This window comes from Micromonospora sp. HM134 (genome assembly GCF_007833915.1).
Lineage (GTDB): Bacteria > Actinomycetota > Actinomycetes > Mycobacteriales > Micromonosporaceae > Micromonospora > Micromonospora wenchangensis.
In genome coordinates, this window is sequence record NZ_CP041061.1 from 3,619,257 (window position 1) to 3,635,296 (window position 16,040).

Below are 16,040 nucleotides of genomic sequence, written 5' to 3' on the forward strand. Positions count from 1 at the left end.
TTCCGGTGGCCGACACGGTGGTGCGCGGAACCGCGATCTGGTCACGGGCCCCCGGCACCCGCCCACCGCCCGACGGTGCCGGGCCGGGGCCGCCGTCGGGCGGTCAGCGGATCGGGGCGAGAACCGCGTTCGGGTCGCCGGTGGCGCGCAGCAGCACCGGGCTCGGGCCGATCGGCAGTGCGCCGGTGCGGGCGGCCGGGTCGGCGCCGACCGGGCCCCCGGTCACCCCGGCCGCAGTCGGCAACGACACGGTGCCGGAGGAGGTCGACCAGACCACCAGGGTGCTCTCCGCGCCGCGCCGGAACGCCACCCCGGTCAGCCCCTTGGCGTTCACCGGCTCGACGGTCGCGTCCCGCGCCGCCGCCGCCAGGGCGGCCATCATCGCGCCGGCCTGCCGCTGGGTGCCGTCCGGGTCGAGCAGGCCGTAGCGGACCTCCGCGCCGGCCCGGTTGTTCGGGTTGTACGCCAGCGGCAGCCAGAGCACCTCGTGGATGCCCCCGGCGACCAGCTGGCTGACCACCTTGACCATCTCGTCGCCCCGGGCCGCCGCGTCGTCCGCGCCGTCCTTCCAGAACTGGCCGACCTCCCACGCCTGCACCGGGACCCCGGCCGGGGTCTCCGCCCGCAGGTAGTCCAGCAGCGCCGGCACCCCGGAGAAGTGCTCGTAGAAGTGCAGCTGCCGGACGTCGACCACCCGGTCGTCGAGCAGCTTCTCGGTGACCGCGAGGTAGGCCAGGTTGCGGGAGTTCTGCGCGTTGTCCAACGCCGTGCGCAACGCCGTCGGGTCGTTCACCGGCGGGATCAGCCGACCCCGGGTGCCGATCCGCCGCTGGAAGTACGCCTGGTAGGCGGCGACGGCCTGGTCCGGCTGCCCGGCCCGCAGCAGCCGGTCGGCGACCCCCATCCCGTACGCGACGCTGCTCATGCCCGAGTCGACCACCTTGGCCTGCGGGTCGGCCGCGCGGATCGCCTCGGCGGCGGCGGTGACCAGCCGACGGTAGTCCTCGGGGCTGCCCGCCCAGTACTGCTGGGCGTTGACCTCGTTCTCGATGGCGTACTCGCGGACCCCGTACGGGGCGTACCGCTGCACCAGCGTGCGGACGAAGTTCTGGTAGGCGGCGAGGTCCTGTGGCATCGCCGACTCGGTCTTGTTGGCCTGGCCCCGGGTGAACTTCGCCGTCCCGCCGGTCGCCCAGCACACCCCGGTACGGATCTTCAGGTGCAGGGTGATGCCGAGCTTGCGGCTGCGTTCGGCGATCTGGTCCACCGCCGAGAAGTCCGGGCTGCCCTGGGTCTTCTCGATGTCGCACCAGCTCAGCTCGTGGTACGTCGCCGAACCGGAGAGCTTCTCCAGGTAGGGGACGAACTGGTCGTGCCGGGAGAAGTCCCAGTGCGCGCCGAACGGGTTGCGGACCGCCTCGCCGGCCGGCAGCGGCGTACCGCTGGCACCGGCGGACGGGGCGGTCGACGGCGCGGTCGACGACGGGGCCGGCCCGGGGGCGGGATCGTCCGAACAGGCCGCCCCGGTGAGCAGGGCGACCAGCAGCACCCCGGCGAGCAGCCCCCGCCGCCCGACCCGGCGGGCCGACGGACCCCCGCCCGGGGTTGCGCCGCCGCGTGGCACCCGGTTCACCGGTAGCCCAGTTCGCGCAGGGTGGCGCCGGAGAAGATCCGGACCAGCACCCGCAGGAAGGGGTCCAGCTCGCGGCGGTAGGTGCCGACCCGGGAGCCGTAGATCGGGGCGTCGGTGCCGGCGGCGGTCCGCCGTCGCTCCGCCTCGGCAGTGTACTTGCCCGCCACGTCGTGCTGCTTGCCGTCGTAGTCGAGCACGCCAACCTCCCAGGGTTCGCCGAGGAACTCGAACAGGCCCCGCATGGCCTTCTCCGGGTCGGTGACAGTTTCCTCGTAGCGCAGTTCGTGGTAGCGGTCGGCCGGCAGCCGGGCACCGGCGGCGCGGGCGATGCGGATGTAACGCGGCCACTTCACCACGCACTTGACCGCCGACCAGTAGCCGAACCGCTTGCGGTGCGACACCACCACGTCCCGGCCGTCCCGTACGACGTGCACGAACTGCGCGTCGGGGAAGACCTCGGCCAGGAAGTCGATGGACAGCGCGTACAGCGGGGTCTTGTCGGCCCAGCGGGTCTTGCCCCGGGACCGGGCGTAGTCGGCCTGGATGCCGCCGAAGAAGTCGGCGATGCGGCCCAGCCAGTACTCCCGGGGGAACCCGAAGCGGGCCAGCCGCTCCCAGTCCCGCCCGACGATGCGTTGCATGTCGGCCAGGAACCGGGTCTCCGGGCCGCAGCTGACCCGGGAGTGCGAGTCGAGCACCAGCCGCAGCATCGTCGTGCCGGAACGCTGGCAGCCGACCAGGAAGATCGGCCCCTGCGGGCGGCCCGGCCCGGGGGCGGGTGGCGGGTTCTGCGGGTCAGCCATGGTCCAATGCCTCCTGCCGGCCGGCCGACGCGTCCAACCGGCCGGTCAGCTCGGTGCACAGCGCCCGCACCCGGGCGTCGATCTCCAGCCGGGGCCGCGCCGGGGTGCGCGCGCCGACGTGCGCGTGCAGCACCGGGTCGTACGGCAGGTCGAGGAACGCGCACAGCCGCTGGATGTACCCGGCCGGGTCGGCGACCAGCGCGTCGTACGAGCAGAGCAGGGTGTCCGGGCGGTCGGCCAGCCCGAGGGAGAAGTACAACGTGTTGCGCACGTACCAGAACAGGGCGGCGGCGGTGTGCGGGGTCATCCGGTCGTAGTCGAAGCCGGCGACCAGCTCCCGCGTCGGCGCGTCCAGGCGCTGCCCCTGCCAGCGGTCCCCGATGGTGCCGTCGGCGATGGCCCGCAGCGCCCGCAGGTTGGCGTCGCCGAACTTCGCCACCTCGGAGCGGGCCCGGTCGTCGACGTCCCGGTACGCCCACAGCGCCCGCCCCGGCGTGACTCCGGGCAGGTCGAGCAGCCGGTCCACCCGGTGCGTGTCGCACAGCGGCTTGACCAGCACGTACCGGTGCCGGCTGTGGCGGACGACGGCGGCCAGCACCGGGTCGGGGCGCAACCGGAAGCGGTGGAACACGGCCCGGTCGTTCTCGTTGCGGACCTCCACCGACGGGTCGGCGTCCAGCCCCCGGGTCAGCATGTTGGTGCCGGAGCGTTGCAGGCCCACCAGGTACACCGGGACGGCCCGGCCGGGCGGCCCGGGGTGGGCCCGTCGCCAGCGCCACTTCGCCAGCGCGGTGCGGGCCCGCTCGACCGGATCGAGCCGGTCCTCCTCGATCAGCCGTCGGATGCCCTCGGTGCGTGCCCAGCGCAGGTGCCGGCGGACCCGTCGGGCGGTGTACGCCAGCGCCGAGGGTTCGTCGGGGTGGGGCACCAGGTCCTCCTCGGGCACGTCGGGCGGGGTGGGGCACACGGTACCGGCAGATCATCGCGGCTGACCACGTGGCCGTGTGGTCAGCCGGCGATGGGCCGTGTGGCTACTTGGGGATCATGAGCTGGACTCACGACGTGGGTGGTGCATACGGTGGGGCCCCTGGTCACCGCTGCTGTCCGGGGCGACCACCCCACCTCCCGACCCCCGACGCACCGCAGCAGCCACCCCCGGAGCAGGCCGATGCGTGTCCTCCATGTCAACAAGTTCCTCTACCGGCGCGGCGGTGCCGAGGGCTACCTGCTCGACGTCGCCGAGCTGCAACGGGGCGACGGCGACGAGGTGGCCTTCTTCGGCATGACCCACCCGGACAACGACGCCCCCACCCCGTACGCCCGGCACTTCCCGTCCCACGTGGAGCTGGACCCGACGCCGCGCGGCGCGGGACCCCGCGCGGCGGTGGCGGCCCGGATGATCTGGTCGCCGGCCAGCCGGCGGGGCCTGGCCCGGGTGCTCGACGAGTTCCGGCCCGACGTGGTCCACCTGCACAACATCTACCACCAGCTCTCCCCGTCGGTGCTGGCGGCGGTGCGGGCCGCCCGGGTGCCGGCGGTGATGACCCTGCACGACTACAAGCTGGCCTGCCCCAGCTACCAGATGCTCGACCGGGGGACGGTCTGCGACGCCTGCGTGACCGGCGGCCCGCTGCGGGCGGCCCGTCGCCGCTGCAAGGACGGCTCGTTCGGGGCCAGCTCGCTGCTCGCCGTCGAGTCCTGGCTGCACCGCGCCACCCGGGCGTACGGGCCGGTGCAGGCGTTCGTCAGCCCCAGCCGGTTCCTGGCCGACGTGATGCGCCGGGCCGGGGTCTTCCCCGACCGGATGCACGTGGTGTCGCACTTCGTCGACGTCGCCACGACGGCGGTGAAGACGGCCCCCGGCGGGCCGGTGGTCTTCGCCGGTCGGCTGGCCGCCGAGAAGGGCGTCGACGTGCTGATCGAGGCGCTCACCCGACTGCCCGACGACGTCGTGCTGGAGGTGGCCGGGGACGGCCCGGCCCGCGACGGACTGACCGACCTGGCCCGGCGACGGGCCCCCGGCCGGGTCCGGTTCCACGGCCGGCTGGACAAGGCCCGGCTGCACGAGCTGGTCCGCTCGGCCACGGTGGTGGCGGTGCCGTCCCGGTGGAACGAGAACCAGCCGATGGCGGTGCTGGAGGCGTACGGCTGCGGGGTGCCGGTGGTCGCCTCCGACCTGGGCGGCCTGCCCGAGCTGGTCACCCCCGGGGTGGACGGCGAGGTGGTGCCCGCCGACGACCCGGTCGCGCTGGCCGACGGGCTGCACCGGGTGCTGGCCGACCCGCAGCGGGCGTACCGGATGGGGCGGGCCGGCCGGGCGCGGGTGGAGCGGGACTTCTCCCCGCAGGCGCACCTGACCCGGTTGCGGGAGGTCTACGCGACCGCCGCGCGGACCGTGCGGGAGCCGGTGTGAACCCGCCGGTGCGGGTGCTCTACCTGGCCGGCAGCGGACGCAGCGGCAGCACCCTGGTCACCACCGTGCTGGGCCAGTACGACGGGGTCTTCGCCGCCGGCGAGCTGCGTTACCTGTGGCAGCGCGGCGAGGTGGAGAACCGGCCCTGCGGCTGCGGCCGACCGTTGCGGGACTGCCCGCTGTGGCGCGAGGTGCGCCGGGAGCTGCCGGTGGAGCGGGCCGCGGGGATCGCCGCCGGGCTGCGCGGGCGGCTGCGGATGCGCGGCCTGCCGGCGTTGCTGCGCCGGCACCGGCGCGGCGTCCGGCCGGTGTCCGCGCACCCGGACGACCCGGCGCTGGCCGACCTGTACGCGGCCGTGGCCCGGCACACCGGGGCCCGGGTGGTGGTCGACTCGTCGAAGCTGCCCCCGTACGGCGCGCTGGTCGACGCGCTGCCCGGCATCGAGCTGCGGGTGCTGCACCTGGTCCGCGACCCCCGGGCCACCGCGTTCTCCTGGCGTCGCCGCCGGGGCCTGGACGGCGACGCCGACCCCGAGCTGATGAGCCGGCCACCGGTGTGGAAGGCCGCCCTGCTCTGGCTGGTCTGGAACACCGTCACCGTCCGGCTGTGGGCCGGCCGCGCCCCGACGGGTTACCTGCGGGTGCGCTACGAGGACCTGACCGCCGACCCGGAGGCGACGGTGCGCCGGATCGCCGCGTTCGCCGGGGTGGACCCCGACGGCGGCCCGTTCACCGGCCCGGCGACGGTCCGGCTGACGCCGACGCACTCGGTGGCCGGCAACCCGTCGCGGCACCGGACCGGCCCGGTGCCGATCACCGCCGACGTGCAGTGGCGGCGGGACCTGTCCCGGTGGTCGTACGCGCTGGTCACCGCGCTGACCGCGCCGGGGCTGCGGCGGTTCGGCTACCCGTGGCGGCGTGGTGGCCCGGCACCGGCCGGGGCGGGGCGGCCCGCGCGGGGTGGGCCGGCGGCGGCCGGTGGACGGTCGGTGGGCGTCGGGCGGTCGGGGCCGGCCCGGCACGAGGAGGGCTGAGCGATGTTGGCGGTGGTGGTGGGCACCGGGCGGTGCGGGTCGACCCTGGTGCAGGAGCTGTTGTCCCGGCATCCGGGGGTCGGGTTCGTCTCGGGGGTCGACGACAAGCTGTCCCGGCTCAACCTGGCCGGCCGGCTCAACGGCCCGCTGTACCGGCGCTCGGCGCCCCGCCCGGCGGGCATGACGTCGCTGCGGCACAGCCGCCGGCTGCTGGAGAAGGGCCGGCTGCGGGTCGCCCCGTCGGAGGCGTACCACCTGCTGGACCGGCACGTGGTGGCCGGTTTCTCCCGGCCGTGCCGGGACCTGACCGCCGACGATCTCACCCCGTACCTGCGGCGGCGGCTGCGGGCCTTCTTCGACGCCCGGGTCGCCCGGCAGGGCTGTCGGCTGCTGCTGCACCACGTGACGGGCTGGCCGAGGACGGGGTTCCTGCGGGCCGGTTACCCGGAGCTGCGGGTGGTCAACGTGGTGCGCGACGGCCGGGCGGTGACCAACTCCTGGCTCCAGATGGGCTGGTGGGACGGCTGGCGGGGGCCGGAGAACTGGTTCCTCGGGCCGCTGCCGACCGACCTGCACCGGGAGTGGGAGGAGTACGACAGGTCGTTCCCGGTGCTCGCCGCGCTGGGCTGGAAGCTGCTGATGGACTCCTTCGCCGAGGCCCGCGCCGCGCACCCCGAGGGGCAGTGGCTCGACGTGCGCTACGAGGACCTGCTCGCCGACCCGCGTGCCGAGGTGGCCCGGATGCTCGACTTCCTCGGCCTGGACTGGTCACCGGCGTTCGAGAGGGGTTTCGGGCGCTACCGGTTCCACGCCGGGCGGCAGGCCGCCTACCACGAGGAGTTGGGCGACGCGCAGCTCGCCGCCGTGGAACGGGTGCTGGACAAGCCGCTGCGGCAGTGGGGCTACCGGGACTGACCGGCGGGCCCACCGCCGCCGCCCGTCGGGCGTCGCCGGGGCGGTGTCGCCGGGGCGACGTCGTCGGGGCGGGGTGGGCAAAGTTCCTACAGGTGCAGGTGGTGGTGCCGGTCGGTCGGCCCATAGCGTGCCGGGTCTCGGGACACTCAAGGAGACTGCATGGCTGCAATGGGAACGCCCCTTCGCGCCGGGGCGGCCGTAATGTCCGCGGTGCTGCTCGCCGCCCTGGGCGCGGCGCCACGGGCGGTGGCGGCGGCGGACGGACCGGCGATCGTGGTCCAGGACGGGGTCACCCAGCCGGTGTTCGGCTACGCCGACGCCATCCGGGAACGCCTGTTCATCGACTCCACCTTCGACAGCGACAACGACGGCCTGCGCGACATCATCGCGTTCGACCTGATGCGACCGGCGGCCACCGCGAACGGGCTCAAGGTGCCGGTCATCATGGACGCCAGCCCCTACTACTCGACGGTCTGCCGGGGCAACGAGTCCGAGTGCAAGGCCGACCTGGACGGCGACGGCCTGCTCGACAAGTGGCCGCTGTTCTACGACAACTACTTCGTGCCGCGCGGCTACGCGGTGATCCTGCTGGACATGGTGGGCACCAACAACTCCACCGGCTGCCCCACCACCAACGCCAACCAGGACAATCTCAGCGCCAAGCAGGCGATCAACTGGCTCAACGGCCGGGCCACCGCGCGTAACGCGGCCGGCCAGGTGGTCACCGCCGACTGGCACAACGGCAAGTCGGGCATGATCGGCAAGTCGTACGACGGCTCGCTGGCGATGGCGACGGCGGTGACCGGCGTCAAGGGCCTGACCACGGTGGTGCCGATCAGCGGCCCCACCGAGTACTACGACTACGTGCGCAGCAACGGGGTGGTCACCCGGGGCAACAGCTACGTAGCGTCGCTGGCCAACACGGTCACCAACCCGGAGCGGCGGGAGTACTGCAAGCCGGTGCGGGACGCGATGGCCGCCGCCGACGGCGACGAGACCGGCGACTACACCGCCTTCTGGAACGAGCGCAGCTACGTCAAGAAGGTCCCCAACATGACCGCCAGCGTGCTGCTCTACCACGGTCTCAACGACGACAACGTCCGCGCGGACCACTTCAGCAAGTTCTGGTACGCCCTGGCGGAGAACAACATCCAGCGCAAGCTGTGGCTCTCCCAGGAGGGGCACGTCGACCCGTTCGACTCGCGGCGCGCGGTGTGGGTGTCCACCCTGCACCGGTGGTTCGACTTCTGGCTGCACGGGATCGCCAACGGCATCATGGACGAACCCCGGGTCGACCTGGAGCGGGCCGCCGACGTGTGGGAGACCCACGCCGACTGGCCGATCCCCGGCAAGGCCGACACCGAGGTGTTCCTCCAGCCCGGCACCACCGGCGCGGGTGGCCTGAAGCTGGTGCCGACTGCCAAGCCGGCGACCGGCGCGTTCCAGGACAGCCGTACCCAGACCCAGAACACCATGATCCTCAACCCGGACACGGTGCAGCCGAACCGGCTGGCGTTCCTGTCCGCGCCGCTGACCTCGCCCCTGCACATCTCGGGCACGCCGACGGTGCAGCTGCGGGCCTCGGCCGACCAGACCGACACCAACTTCGGGGCGATCCTGGTCGACTACGGCACCGACGAGCGGGTGGCGCACCGGGCCTCCGGCGAGGGCATCATCACCCTGGCCACCGAGGACTGCTGGGGGCTGAACAGCCCGACCGACGACGGCTGCTACAAGCAGACCGCCAAGCGGGTCGCCACGGCCGACTACGAGCTGGTCACCAAGGGCATCATGGACGCCCAGAACCGGCAGTCGATCCGCACGGCCGTGCCGCTGGTGGTGGGGGAGTCGTACAACTTCACCTTCCCGCTGCTGCCGGAGGACTACGTGTTCAAGCCGGGCCACCGGATCGGCGTGATCATCGTGGCCAGCTACCCGCAGTACTCCAGCCAGGCGGACACCACCGCCGCGAACATCAAGGTCGCCCTGAAGAGCAGCAAGATCGTTCTTCCGGTGGTCGGTGGCACCCCCGCCGCCCACGCGGCCGGTCTCTGACCGACCCCCGGGTGGCCGCCGCCGCAGCACCGCTGCGCCGACGGCCACCCGGCCCCGGTCACCCCACGGTGCAGGGGGTGCCGTTGAGCACGAAACCGGTGGGCGGGACGTTCGGGCCGCCGTAGGAACCGACGAAACCGGCGGTGGTGCTGCCACCGGCGGCGATCCGCCGGTTGTCGTCGGTGCTGGCGACCGTCACGGTACGCCCGGTCTGGGTCCAGGTGGCGTTCCAACCGCTGCTCACCTGCTGCCAACCGGTCGGCCAGCTCCAGGTCAGCGTCCAGCCGTCGACGGGGTTCGCCCCGTTGTTGACGATCTCGACGTTGCCGACCCAGCCGTTGCCCCAGTCACCGGCGGTGGTGAGCCGGACGGTGCAGCTGCTCCCGGCCGGGCCGGCGGTGGTGAAGGTGACCGGCGACGACGACCAGGAGACCTTCCCGGCCGTGTCCCGGGTCAGCACGTTGAGCGTGTACCGGGTGCCGGGGACGAGGTTGTCCACGGTGAACGAGGTGCCCGCCGTCTCGCCGAGCTGCTCGCTGACCGTGCCGTTCTGCCGGTACACCTCGTACTTGGCGATCGGGGCGCCCTTCGGCGGGGCCGGCGACCAGGAGATCGTCGCCGACCCGTCGGTCACCCCGCTCGCCGTGGGCTGCCCCGGCGGGGCGGGGTGCGCGGTGACCGGGGACGCGGGCCGCAGCACCAGCGTGGTCAGCGAGTACGCCGGCAGCGTCCGGCTGCCGGCGCTGCCGGACCGGCCGGTGACCACGCCGGACGCCCCGTTGGTCAGCGAGTACGTGGTCGGGGCGGCACCCGACGGGGTGAAACCGGCGTAGTCGATGGTCACCGGGTGGGCGTTGTCCGGGTCCTTGTTGACCAGCAGCACCGCGAGATCCCCGTCGGCCCGCCGCACGGCGTGTGCGGTGACCAGCGGCTGGTCGGTGGCCGCCCGGACGAACTGGTCACCCGGCCGGGCGAACAGGTTCATCATCGACAGCCCGTGGTACGGGGCGAACGGGGTGTTCAGCGGCGGCTCGCAGACCGTGTTGTCGGCGGTGCACCCGCCGCTGGACAGCAGCCCGAAGTCGCCGTAGTCGGTCTGCCCGGCCACCTCGGTGACGGTGCCGATGCCGTTGTGCACGTTCCACCACTGGACCGTGAAGACGCCGTTCTCCAGCAGGTCGCTGTAGGCGTCGGCGAGGAACAGCGCGCCCGGCTGGGTGTTCTGCCCGGTGCCGACGTTCAGCTCGGTGAAGCTGATGCCGATCCGGGCGGCGTTCGGGCCGGCGTACCGGGTGAGCTGGTCGCGCAGCAGGTGGGCCGCCTCGTCGATGTGGGCGGTCCGGGCCAGCGACTCGGCGGCGGTGCCACCCGGGTACCAGTGCACGTCCACGAAGTCGATCTTCGGGCCGGCGATGGAGAGCACGGTCCGGTTCCACGGGCCCGGGTCACTGCCGGCGGTGATCCCGTCCGGCCAGTTGCCCGGCATGGTCAGCACCGCGCCGACCTTGATCGTGGGGTCGACCGCCTTCATCGCGTCGGCGTAGTCGACCACCAGCCGGGCGTACTGGCTGGCGCTCTTGTCGGGGTGGTCGTCGGCCTCCCAGGCCGAGCCGTAGTGGCCGTTGCCGTAGTTCTCGTTGCCGACCGTCCACCACTTCGCGCCGTACCCCTTGGTGACGTTGGCGTAGCGCACCCAGTCGGCGGCCTCGGCGGGGGTGCCGGTGCCGTAGTTCGCGATGATCATCGGCTGGGCGCCGACCCGCCGGGCGGCGGCCATGAAGGTGTCGAAGTCGGTGTTCGGGGCGACGTACCCGCCGGGTGCGGTGTGGTCGCGCCAGTGGTAGATGTCGGCGTACGAGCCGCCCGGGTAGCGCATCATCCGCACACCGGCGGCCTTGAGCAGGTCCGACGTCTCGGCCGTGCCGAGCTGGGAGTCCCAGATGGCATGGTTGACGCCCAGCGCGGTGTCCGGCACGGTGGCCAGCCCGGCGTTGGCGTTGACGGTCACCGCCACCGGGTCCGCCGCCGCGTCGGCGGGCGACGAGCCGGCCACGGCGAGCCCACCGGTGGCGAGCAGCAGGCTCGCGGCGAGCGCCGTCCAGCGCCCCGGGCCGCGACGCGACGGGCGCGACGGTGGGGCGGAATCTCTGTTCATACGGGGTTCCTTCGGGGGTCACCACAGCACATCGCCCGGCCGGTCGGGGTTGCGTCGCCCACGAGGGCGTCGAGACGGCGGGCGGGACTGATGGACGGGAGTGCTGGCGTCGTTCCGTCGTGCTTGTCGCCGTCCCCCGGAAACCCAGCGGTTCCCGGTTGCCCTGGACGACTGTCAGCCCCACGCGCGGCAAGTCATCGACGCATCAGAATCCCACGACGATCGTGACGAATTCAAGGCGGCCCCACGGACCACCCCGCCGGCCGGTACGGCTCACCGCCGGGCGGCCACCCTCGCCGCGACCCCGGCCGCCCGCACCACCGCGGCCATCCGGCGGGGCCGGGAGACGACCGCCGGCCGGGTACGCAGGCAGTCGTGCACCACGTCGGCGGCCCGCTCCACGCTGAGCAGCATGGGCTTGACCGGCGACTTCGCCATCTTGGTGTCGACGAACCCGAACCGGACGACGGTCACCCGCACCCCGTGCGGGCGCAGCGCGCCCCGCAGCCCGACCAGGTACGACGTCAATCCCGCCTTGGCGGCGGCGTACCCGGGGGCCTGGGCCGACGGGGCGACGTCGGCGAGGCTGGACAGGCCCACGAGGTGACCGCCGCCCCCGGCCACCATCGCCGGCACGACCACCTCCACGGTGCGCGCCGCACCGATCAGGTTGACCTCCAGCGCCCTGGTCTGCGCCGCCAGGTCGCCGAGGTCGAAGAACTCACCGACCCCCGCCGCGTAGACGCACACGTCCACCCCGCCGAGCCGGTCGACCGCCCCGGCCAGCACCTCGCGGTAGGTGTCGCCGGTGACGTCGGCGACGTGGTGGGAGTAGCCGGGGGCGGTCAGGTCGCTGCCGCTGCGGGACAGTCCGGCGACGGTCCAGCCGGCCGCCACCAGTCGCCGGGTGAGGGCCAGCCCGACACCGTCGCTGTTGCCCACCACGACCGCCCGTCGCCCCTGCGCATCCACGCCCCGGACTCTAGCCGCCACCGTCCGGCCGCGACGCGACGCCGCCCCGCCCACCGGGTCGGTGGACGGGGCGGCGTCGCAGCGGCAACCGTCAGGGCTGGCCCTGGTAGACCTCGTCGTCGGTGCCCCGGACGAACAACCGGACCAGACCGCCGTAGACGCTTCCCGCCGGGGCGGAGATCGTCGGGCCGGGGCCGTCGATCGTGCTCCAACCCGTCCACGCGCCGGAGTCCTGGAGGTACCAGGCGGTGCGCAGGTCGTCGCCGCCGGTGCGGACGAAGACGTGCAGCCCGCCGCCGTAGACCAGGGCGGCCGGCGCGGACGCCGCGCGTGCGGCGCCGGGCACGTCGCTCCACCCCGACCAGGCCCCGGTGGCCAGCGAGTACCGGTTGGTGCGCACGTTGCCGTTCGTGCCCCGGACGAAGACGTGCAGGTCACCGCCGTAGATGGCGGCGGACGGGGCCGAGTTGGCGCCGGTCGGGCCGGCGAGGGTGGCCCAGCCGGACCAGGCGGCGGTGCCCAGCGTGTACCGGTTGGTACGGACCTTGCCGTTCGCGCCCCGGACGAACAGGTGCAGGTCACCGCCGTAGACGGTGGCGGACGGGGCCGACGACGCGGACGTGGTGCCGGGGACCGTGCTCCAGCCGGACCAGGCGCCGGTGTCCAGGGCGTACCGGTTGGTGCGGACCTTCTGGTCGGACTGCACGAACAGGTGCAGTTCCCCGCCGTAGACGGCCGCCGCCGGTGCCGAGGTCGCCATGGCGTCACCGGGGACGGTGGACCAGCCGGACCAGGCGTCGGTGTTGGTGTCGTACCGGTCGACCCGCACCTGCCCGTCCGGGCCCTGCACGAAGACGTGCAGGTCGCCGCCGTAGGTGGCGGTGGCCGGCGCGGACCGGGCCTGCGCCGTGCCCGGCACCGGCGTCCAGCCCGTCGCGCGGGCGGCCGAGGGCCGGGCGGCCGTGGCGGCGACGCCCGTGGCGGAGGTCGCCGGGTGGCCGGCCGCCGGCACGGCGGCGGCCGGGGTGGCGACGAGCGTGACCGCGCCCAGGCCGAGAGCGAACGCGGGCAACCGGCGGCGCACCAGTTTCATCGATAGAGTCAGACGCATAGACGCTCCCTTGTGGACGACCGGTGGTGACGACGGCGCGGTCGGCTTGCGGCTGGTCCACCGGGCTGCACACCCCGCCCGTTGCGGCGCGGCCGGCGACCCCGGCCCGCGACCCCAGGCGACCCCCCGTCACCGTCACCCTATCGATCCGCCCGCACCCCCACATCCACCGAACCACCCCACCCCCACCCGTCCGCGCGGCAACCGGACCGCCCGGTCGGACGGATCGGGGGAGCGGCGGTGATCAAGAGGTTTGCGTCATGAGAGCCGATCGGGATGACGCAAAGCTCTTGATCACCGCCAGTGGGTGCCGTCAGACGACCGCGCAGGGCGAGCCGTTGAGGGTGAAGAAGGCCGGTTTCGCGGTGTTGCCGGTGTGGTTGGCCTGGAATCCGATGCTGACCGAGCCGCCCGGCGGGATCGAGCCGTTGTAGGAGACGTTGCTGGCGGTGACCGCTCCACTGGTCGGCGAGTAGGTCGCGTTCCAACCGCTGGTGATGGTCTGCCCGGCGGGGAGGGTGAACGCCAGGCTCCAGCCGTTGACCCCGGTGTCCCTGAGGGTGGTGATCGTGATCGCGGTGGTCAGGCCGGTGTTCCAGGCGTTCACGGTGTAGGCGATCCGGCACTCGGCCCCCGGACCCGGCGTGGTGGGCGTGGGCGGGAACGGCGTCGGCGGCGTGGTGGTCGGCACCGGCGGCGTCGTCGTGGGCGGCGGGGTGGTCGGCGGCGGAGTGGTGGTGGGCGGCGGAGTGGTGGTGGGCGGCGGCGTCGTGGTGGGGGGCGGGGTGGTGGTCGGCGGGGCGTCCAGGCCGAAGAAGCGGATCGCCTGGGCGGCGTCGACCGGCAGGTTGTGCGTGACGCCCTGCATGCTGATCGCCTCGACCGGCGCGGTGCCGCCGCTACCGCCGTACCGGGTGCGGGTGTAGCCGGCCTGCGGGGTGTCGGTGAACGTCGGCGTCTGGCCCAGCCCCTGGACGTTCGTCCACTGCTTGACCTCCTCGCCGAAGTTCGGGTAGCGCAGCGTCTCGTCGTTGGTGCCGTGCCACAGCTGCATCCGGGGCCGCTTGCCGGTGTACCCCGGGTAGGCGTTGCGGACCAGGTCGCCCCACTGCTGCGCGGTCTTGGTGACCTGCCCGTTGGCGCACTGGCTGTTCCACTCCGAGCCGTCGGTGGTGGCGAAGCAGCCGAACGGCACCCCGGCGAAGGCCGCGCCCGCGGCGAACACGTCCGGGTAGTCGCCGAGCAGCACGTTGGTCATCATCGCCCCGGACGAGGTGCCGGTGGCGAAGATCCGGTTCGGGTCGACGGCGTACCGGGAGCGGACGTAGTCGACCATCGACTTGATGCCCACCGGGTCGCTGCCCCCGTCGCGGCGCAGCGCCTGCGGGGAGGAGACGTCGAAGCACTTGCTGCTGCGGGTCACCGACGGGTAGATGACGATGTAGCCGTACCGGTCTGCCAGGGCCGCGTACTGGGTGCCGGAATAGAACGCCGGGCCGCTGCCGGTGCAGTAGTGCACCGCCACCAGCAGGCCCGGCCGGGCCGCCACGGTGTTCGGCACGTACAGGTACATCTGGAGGTTGCTCGGGTTGGCCCCGAAGTTGGTCACCTGGGTCAGCGTCGCCGCCGAGGCGGGGGTGGGGGCGGCGATCGCGGCCAGCGCGGTGAGCGCGGCGGCGACCAGGGCGGTGCCGAACAGTTTGATCCTGGGTCTCATGGGACGGGTTCCTCCGGAGGATCGCGGACACACAGCTCTGCCGATCGAGGCTGCCCGGCGCTCGATCGTGTCCGGCTCAGGAACATCCATGAGTATCGTTAGCCCGTCCCCGGCTTGGCAAGGCGGCCCGTCGCACCGGAACTTCCGGTCCCCGGGCGGCGTGGACACCGGCGTCCGGCGGGGCCGCCCCGGTGGATAATGGCCCCATGCGTGGTCCTGCGATGACGGACGTAGCCCGCCTCGCGGGAGTCTCCCACCAGACGGTCTCCCGGGTGCTCAACGACCACCCGAACGTACGGGAACAGACCCGGGTCCGGGTGCGCGCGGCGATCGCCGAGCTGGGCTACCGACCGAACCGCGCCGCGCGGGCACTGGTCACCGGCCGCTCCCAGCTGATCGGGGTGGTCGCCCAGAACAGCACCCTCTACGGGCCGGCGTCGCTGCTGGCCGCCCTGGAACAGGCCGCCGCGTCGGCCGGGTTCGCGGTCAGCGTGGGCAGCGTCAGCACCCTCGACCGGCGGTCCATCTCCGCAGCCGTGGAGCGGCACCTCGACCACCGGGTCGCCGGCATCGTGGTGATCGCCCCGGTGGCCTCCGCCGACGAGGCGCTCGACCACCTGCCGCACGGCGTGCCGCTGGTCACCGTCGACGGCGACCCGGCCCGGGAGGCGGCGCTGGTCACCGTCGACCAGGCGGCCGGGGCCGGGCTGGCCACCCGACACCTGCTGGACGCCGGGCACCGCACGGTGTGGCACGTCTCCGGCCCGGCGGACTGGTTCGACAGCGCCGGCCGGGTCGAGGGCTGGCGGGCGGCGCTGCGGGCGGCCGGCGCGGAGGTGCCGCCGGTGCTGTCCGCCGACTGGAGCGCGGCGTCCGGCTACCGCTGCGGGCAGATGCTGGCCCGGATGCCGGAGGTGACGGCGATCTTCGCGGCCAACGACCACCTGGCGCTGGGGGTGCTGCGGGCGTTGAGCGAGCGCGGGCGTCGGGTGCCGGAGGAGATCAGCGTGGTCGGCTTCGACGACGTGCCGGAGGCGGCGTACTTCATCCCGCCGTTGACCACCGTACGGCCCGACTTCGACGCGGTGGCCCGTGCCGGCCTGGCGATGCTGCTGCGGCAGATCGAGGCCGGCCCGGGGGTGGTGGAGCGGCACACCATCGCCCCGACCCTGGTCCACCGCGCCAGCGTCGCCGCCCCACCCGCCTAACCCCCGCCCCACCCCACCCCCACC

General features: G+C 73.7%; 12 protein-coding genes. 5 read left to right on the plus strand and 7 right to left on the minus strand.

Annotated features, from left to right (window positions below):
* Window positions 1-103: 103 nt before the first annotated feature.
* From FJK98_RS15365 to FJK98_RS15375, 3 genes are read right to left on the minus strand one after another with little or no spacing between them, the layout of a single operon-like run.
* On the minus strand, window positions 104-1,624 hold the full coding sequence (locus tag FJK98_RS15365; RefSeq protein WP_145919628.1) for a hypothetical protein: 1,521 nt from the start codon (window positions 1,622-1,624) through the stop codon (window positions 104-106).
* A gap of 5 nt (window positions 1,625-1,629) precedes the next feature.
* Complete coding sequence (locus FJK98_RS15370; RefSeq protein ID WP_145919629.1) at window positions 1,630-2,436, minus strand: sulfotransferase; 807 nt, start codon at window positions 2,434-2,436, stop codon at window positions 1,630-1,632.
* On the minus strand, window positions 2,429-3,382 hold the full coding sequence (locus FJK98_RS15375; RefSeq protein ID WP_145919630.1) for a sulfotransferase: 954 nt from the start codon (window positions 3,380-3,382) through the stop codon (window positions 2,429-2,431). The genes FJK98_RS15370 and FJK98_RS15375 overlap by 8 nt, the downstream gene beginning before the upstream one ends.
* A gap of 222 nt (window positions 3,383-3,604) precedes the next feature.
* On the opposite strand from FJK98_RS15375, the gene FJK98_RS15380 reads away from it, so the two are divergent.
* The 4 genes from FJK98_RS15380 (at window position 3,605) to FJK98_RS15395 (ending at window position 8,853) form a co-directional block, all read left to right on the plus strand.
* Window positions 3,605-4,849, plus strand: coding sequence for a glycosyltransferase (locus FJK98_RS15380; RefSeq protein ID WP_145919631.1), 1,245 nt, complete (start codon window positions 3,605-3,607; stop codon window positions 4,847-4,849).
* Entirely contained in the window at window positions 4,846-5,883 is a 1,038-nt protein-coding gene (locus FJK98_RS15385; RefSeq protein ID WP_145919632.1) for a sulfotransferase, read from the plus strand. Before FJK98_RS15380 ends, FJK98_RS15385 begins: the two co-directional genes overlap by 4 nt.
* A 3-nt stretch (window positions 5,884-5,886) precedes the next feature.
* A complete protein-coding gene (locus FJK98_RS15390) occupies window positions 5,887-6,798 on the plus strand; it encodes a sulfotransferase (protein ID WP_145919633.1) in 912 nt (303 codons plus the stop codon).
* Window positions 6,799-6,957: 159 nt separating this feature from the next.
* Window positions 6,958-8,853, plus strand: a complete 1,896-nt coding sequence (locus FJK98_RS15395; protein WP_240762874.1) for a CocE/NonD family hydrolase — start codon at window positions 6,958-6,960, stop codon at window positions 8,851-8,853.
* Window positions 8,854-8,911: 58 nt separating this feature from the next.
* On the opposite strand, the gene FJK98_RS15400 is transcribed toward FJK98_RS15395, so the two are convergent.
* From FJK98_RS15400 to FJK98_RS15415, 4 genes are all read right to left on the minus strand, one after another.
* Window positions 8,912-11,008, minus strand: a complete 2,097-nt coding sequence (locus FJK98_RS15400) for a cellulose binding domain-containing protein (protein WP_145919634.1) — start codon at window positions 11,006-11,008, stop codon at window positions 8,912-8,914.
* A 273-nt stretch (window positions 11,009-11,281) separates the two neighbouring features.
* On the minus strand, window positions 11,282-11,980 hold the full coding sequence (locus FJK98_RS15405) for an SDR family oxidoreductase (RefSeq protein WP_145919635.1): 699 nt from the start codon (window positions 11,978-11,980) through the stop codon (window positions 11,282-11,284).
* 91 nt (window positions 11,981-12,071) lie between these two features.
* Window positions 12,072-13,091, minus strand: coding sequence for a hypothetical protein (locus FJK98_RS15410; protein ID WP_145919636.1), 1,020 nt, complete (start codon window positions 13,089-13,091; stop codon window positions 12,072-12,074).
* Between the two features lie 313 nt (window positions 13,092-13,404).
* Window positions 13,405-14,808: a PHB depolymerase family esterase gene (locus FJK98_RS15415; RefSeq protein ID WP_145919637.1), complete on the minus strand. Its 1,404-nt coding sequence runs from the start codon at window positions 14,806-14,808 to the stop codon at window positions 13,405-13,407.
* Between the two features lie 221 nt (window positions 14,809-15,029).
* Between FJK98_RS15415 and FJK98_RS15420 the strand changes: the two genes are divergently transcribed.
* Window positions 15,030-16,016 (plus strand): LacI family DNA-binding transcriptional regulator, encoded by a 987-nt coding sequence (locus tag FJK98_RS15420; protein WP_205789462.1) that lies wholly within the window; start codon window positions 15,030-15,032, stop codon window positions 16,014-16,016.
* Window positions 16,017-16,040 lie beyond the last annotated feature (24 nt).

Coding starts and splice junctions, on each gene's coding strand:
- FJK98_RS15400 (WP_145919634.1), bottom strand. CDS start 11,008: ATGAACAGAGATTCCGCCCCACCGTCGCGCCCGTCGCGTCGCGGCCCG.
- FJK98_RS15390 (WP_145919633.1), top strand. CDS start 5,887: ATGTTGGCGGTGGTGGTGGGCACCGGGCGGTGCGGGTCGACCCTGGTG.
- FJK98_RS15410 (WP_145919636.1), bottom strand. CDS start 13,091: ATGCGTCTGACTCTATCGATGAAACTGGTGCGCCGCCGGTTGCCCGCG.
- FJK98_RS15370 (WP_145919629.1), bottom strand. CDS start 2,436: ATGGCTGACCCGCAGAACCCGCCACCCGCCCCCGGGCCGGGCCGCCCG.
- FJK98_RS15380 (WP_145919631.1), top strand. CDS start 3,605: ATGCGTGTCCTCCATGTCAACAAGTTCCTCTACCGGCGCGGCGGTGCC.
- FJK98_RS15415 (WP_145919637.1), bottom strand. CDS start 14,808: ATGAGACCCAGGATCAAACTGTTCGGCACCGCCCTGGTCGCCGCCGCG.
- FJK98_RS15420 (WP_205789462.1), top strand. CDS start 15,030: ATGACGGACGTAGCCCGCCTCGCGGGAGTCTCCCACCAGACGGTCTCC.
- FJK98_RS15395 (WP_240762874.1), top strand. CDS start 6,958: ATGGCTGCAATGGGAACGCCCCTTCGCGCCGGGGCGGCCGTAATGTCC.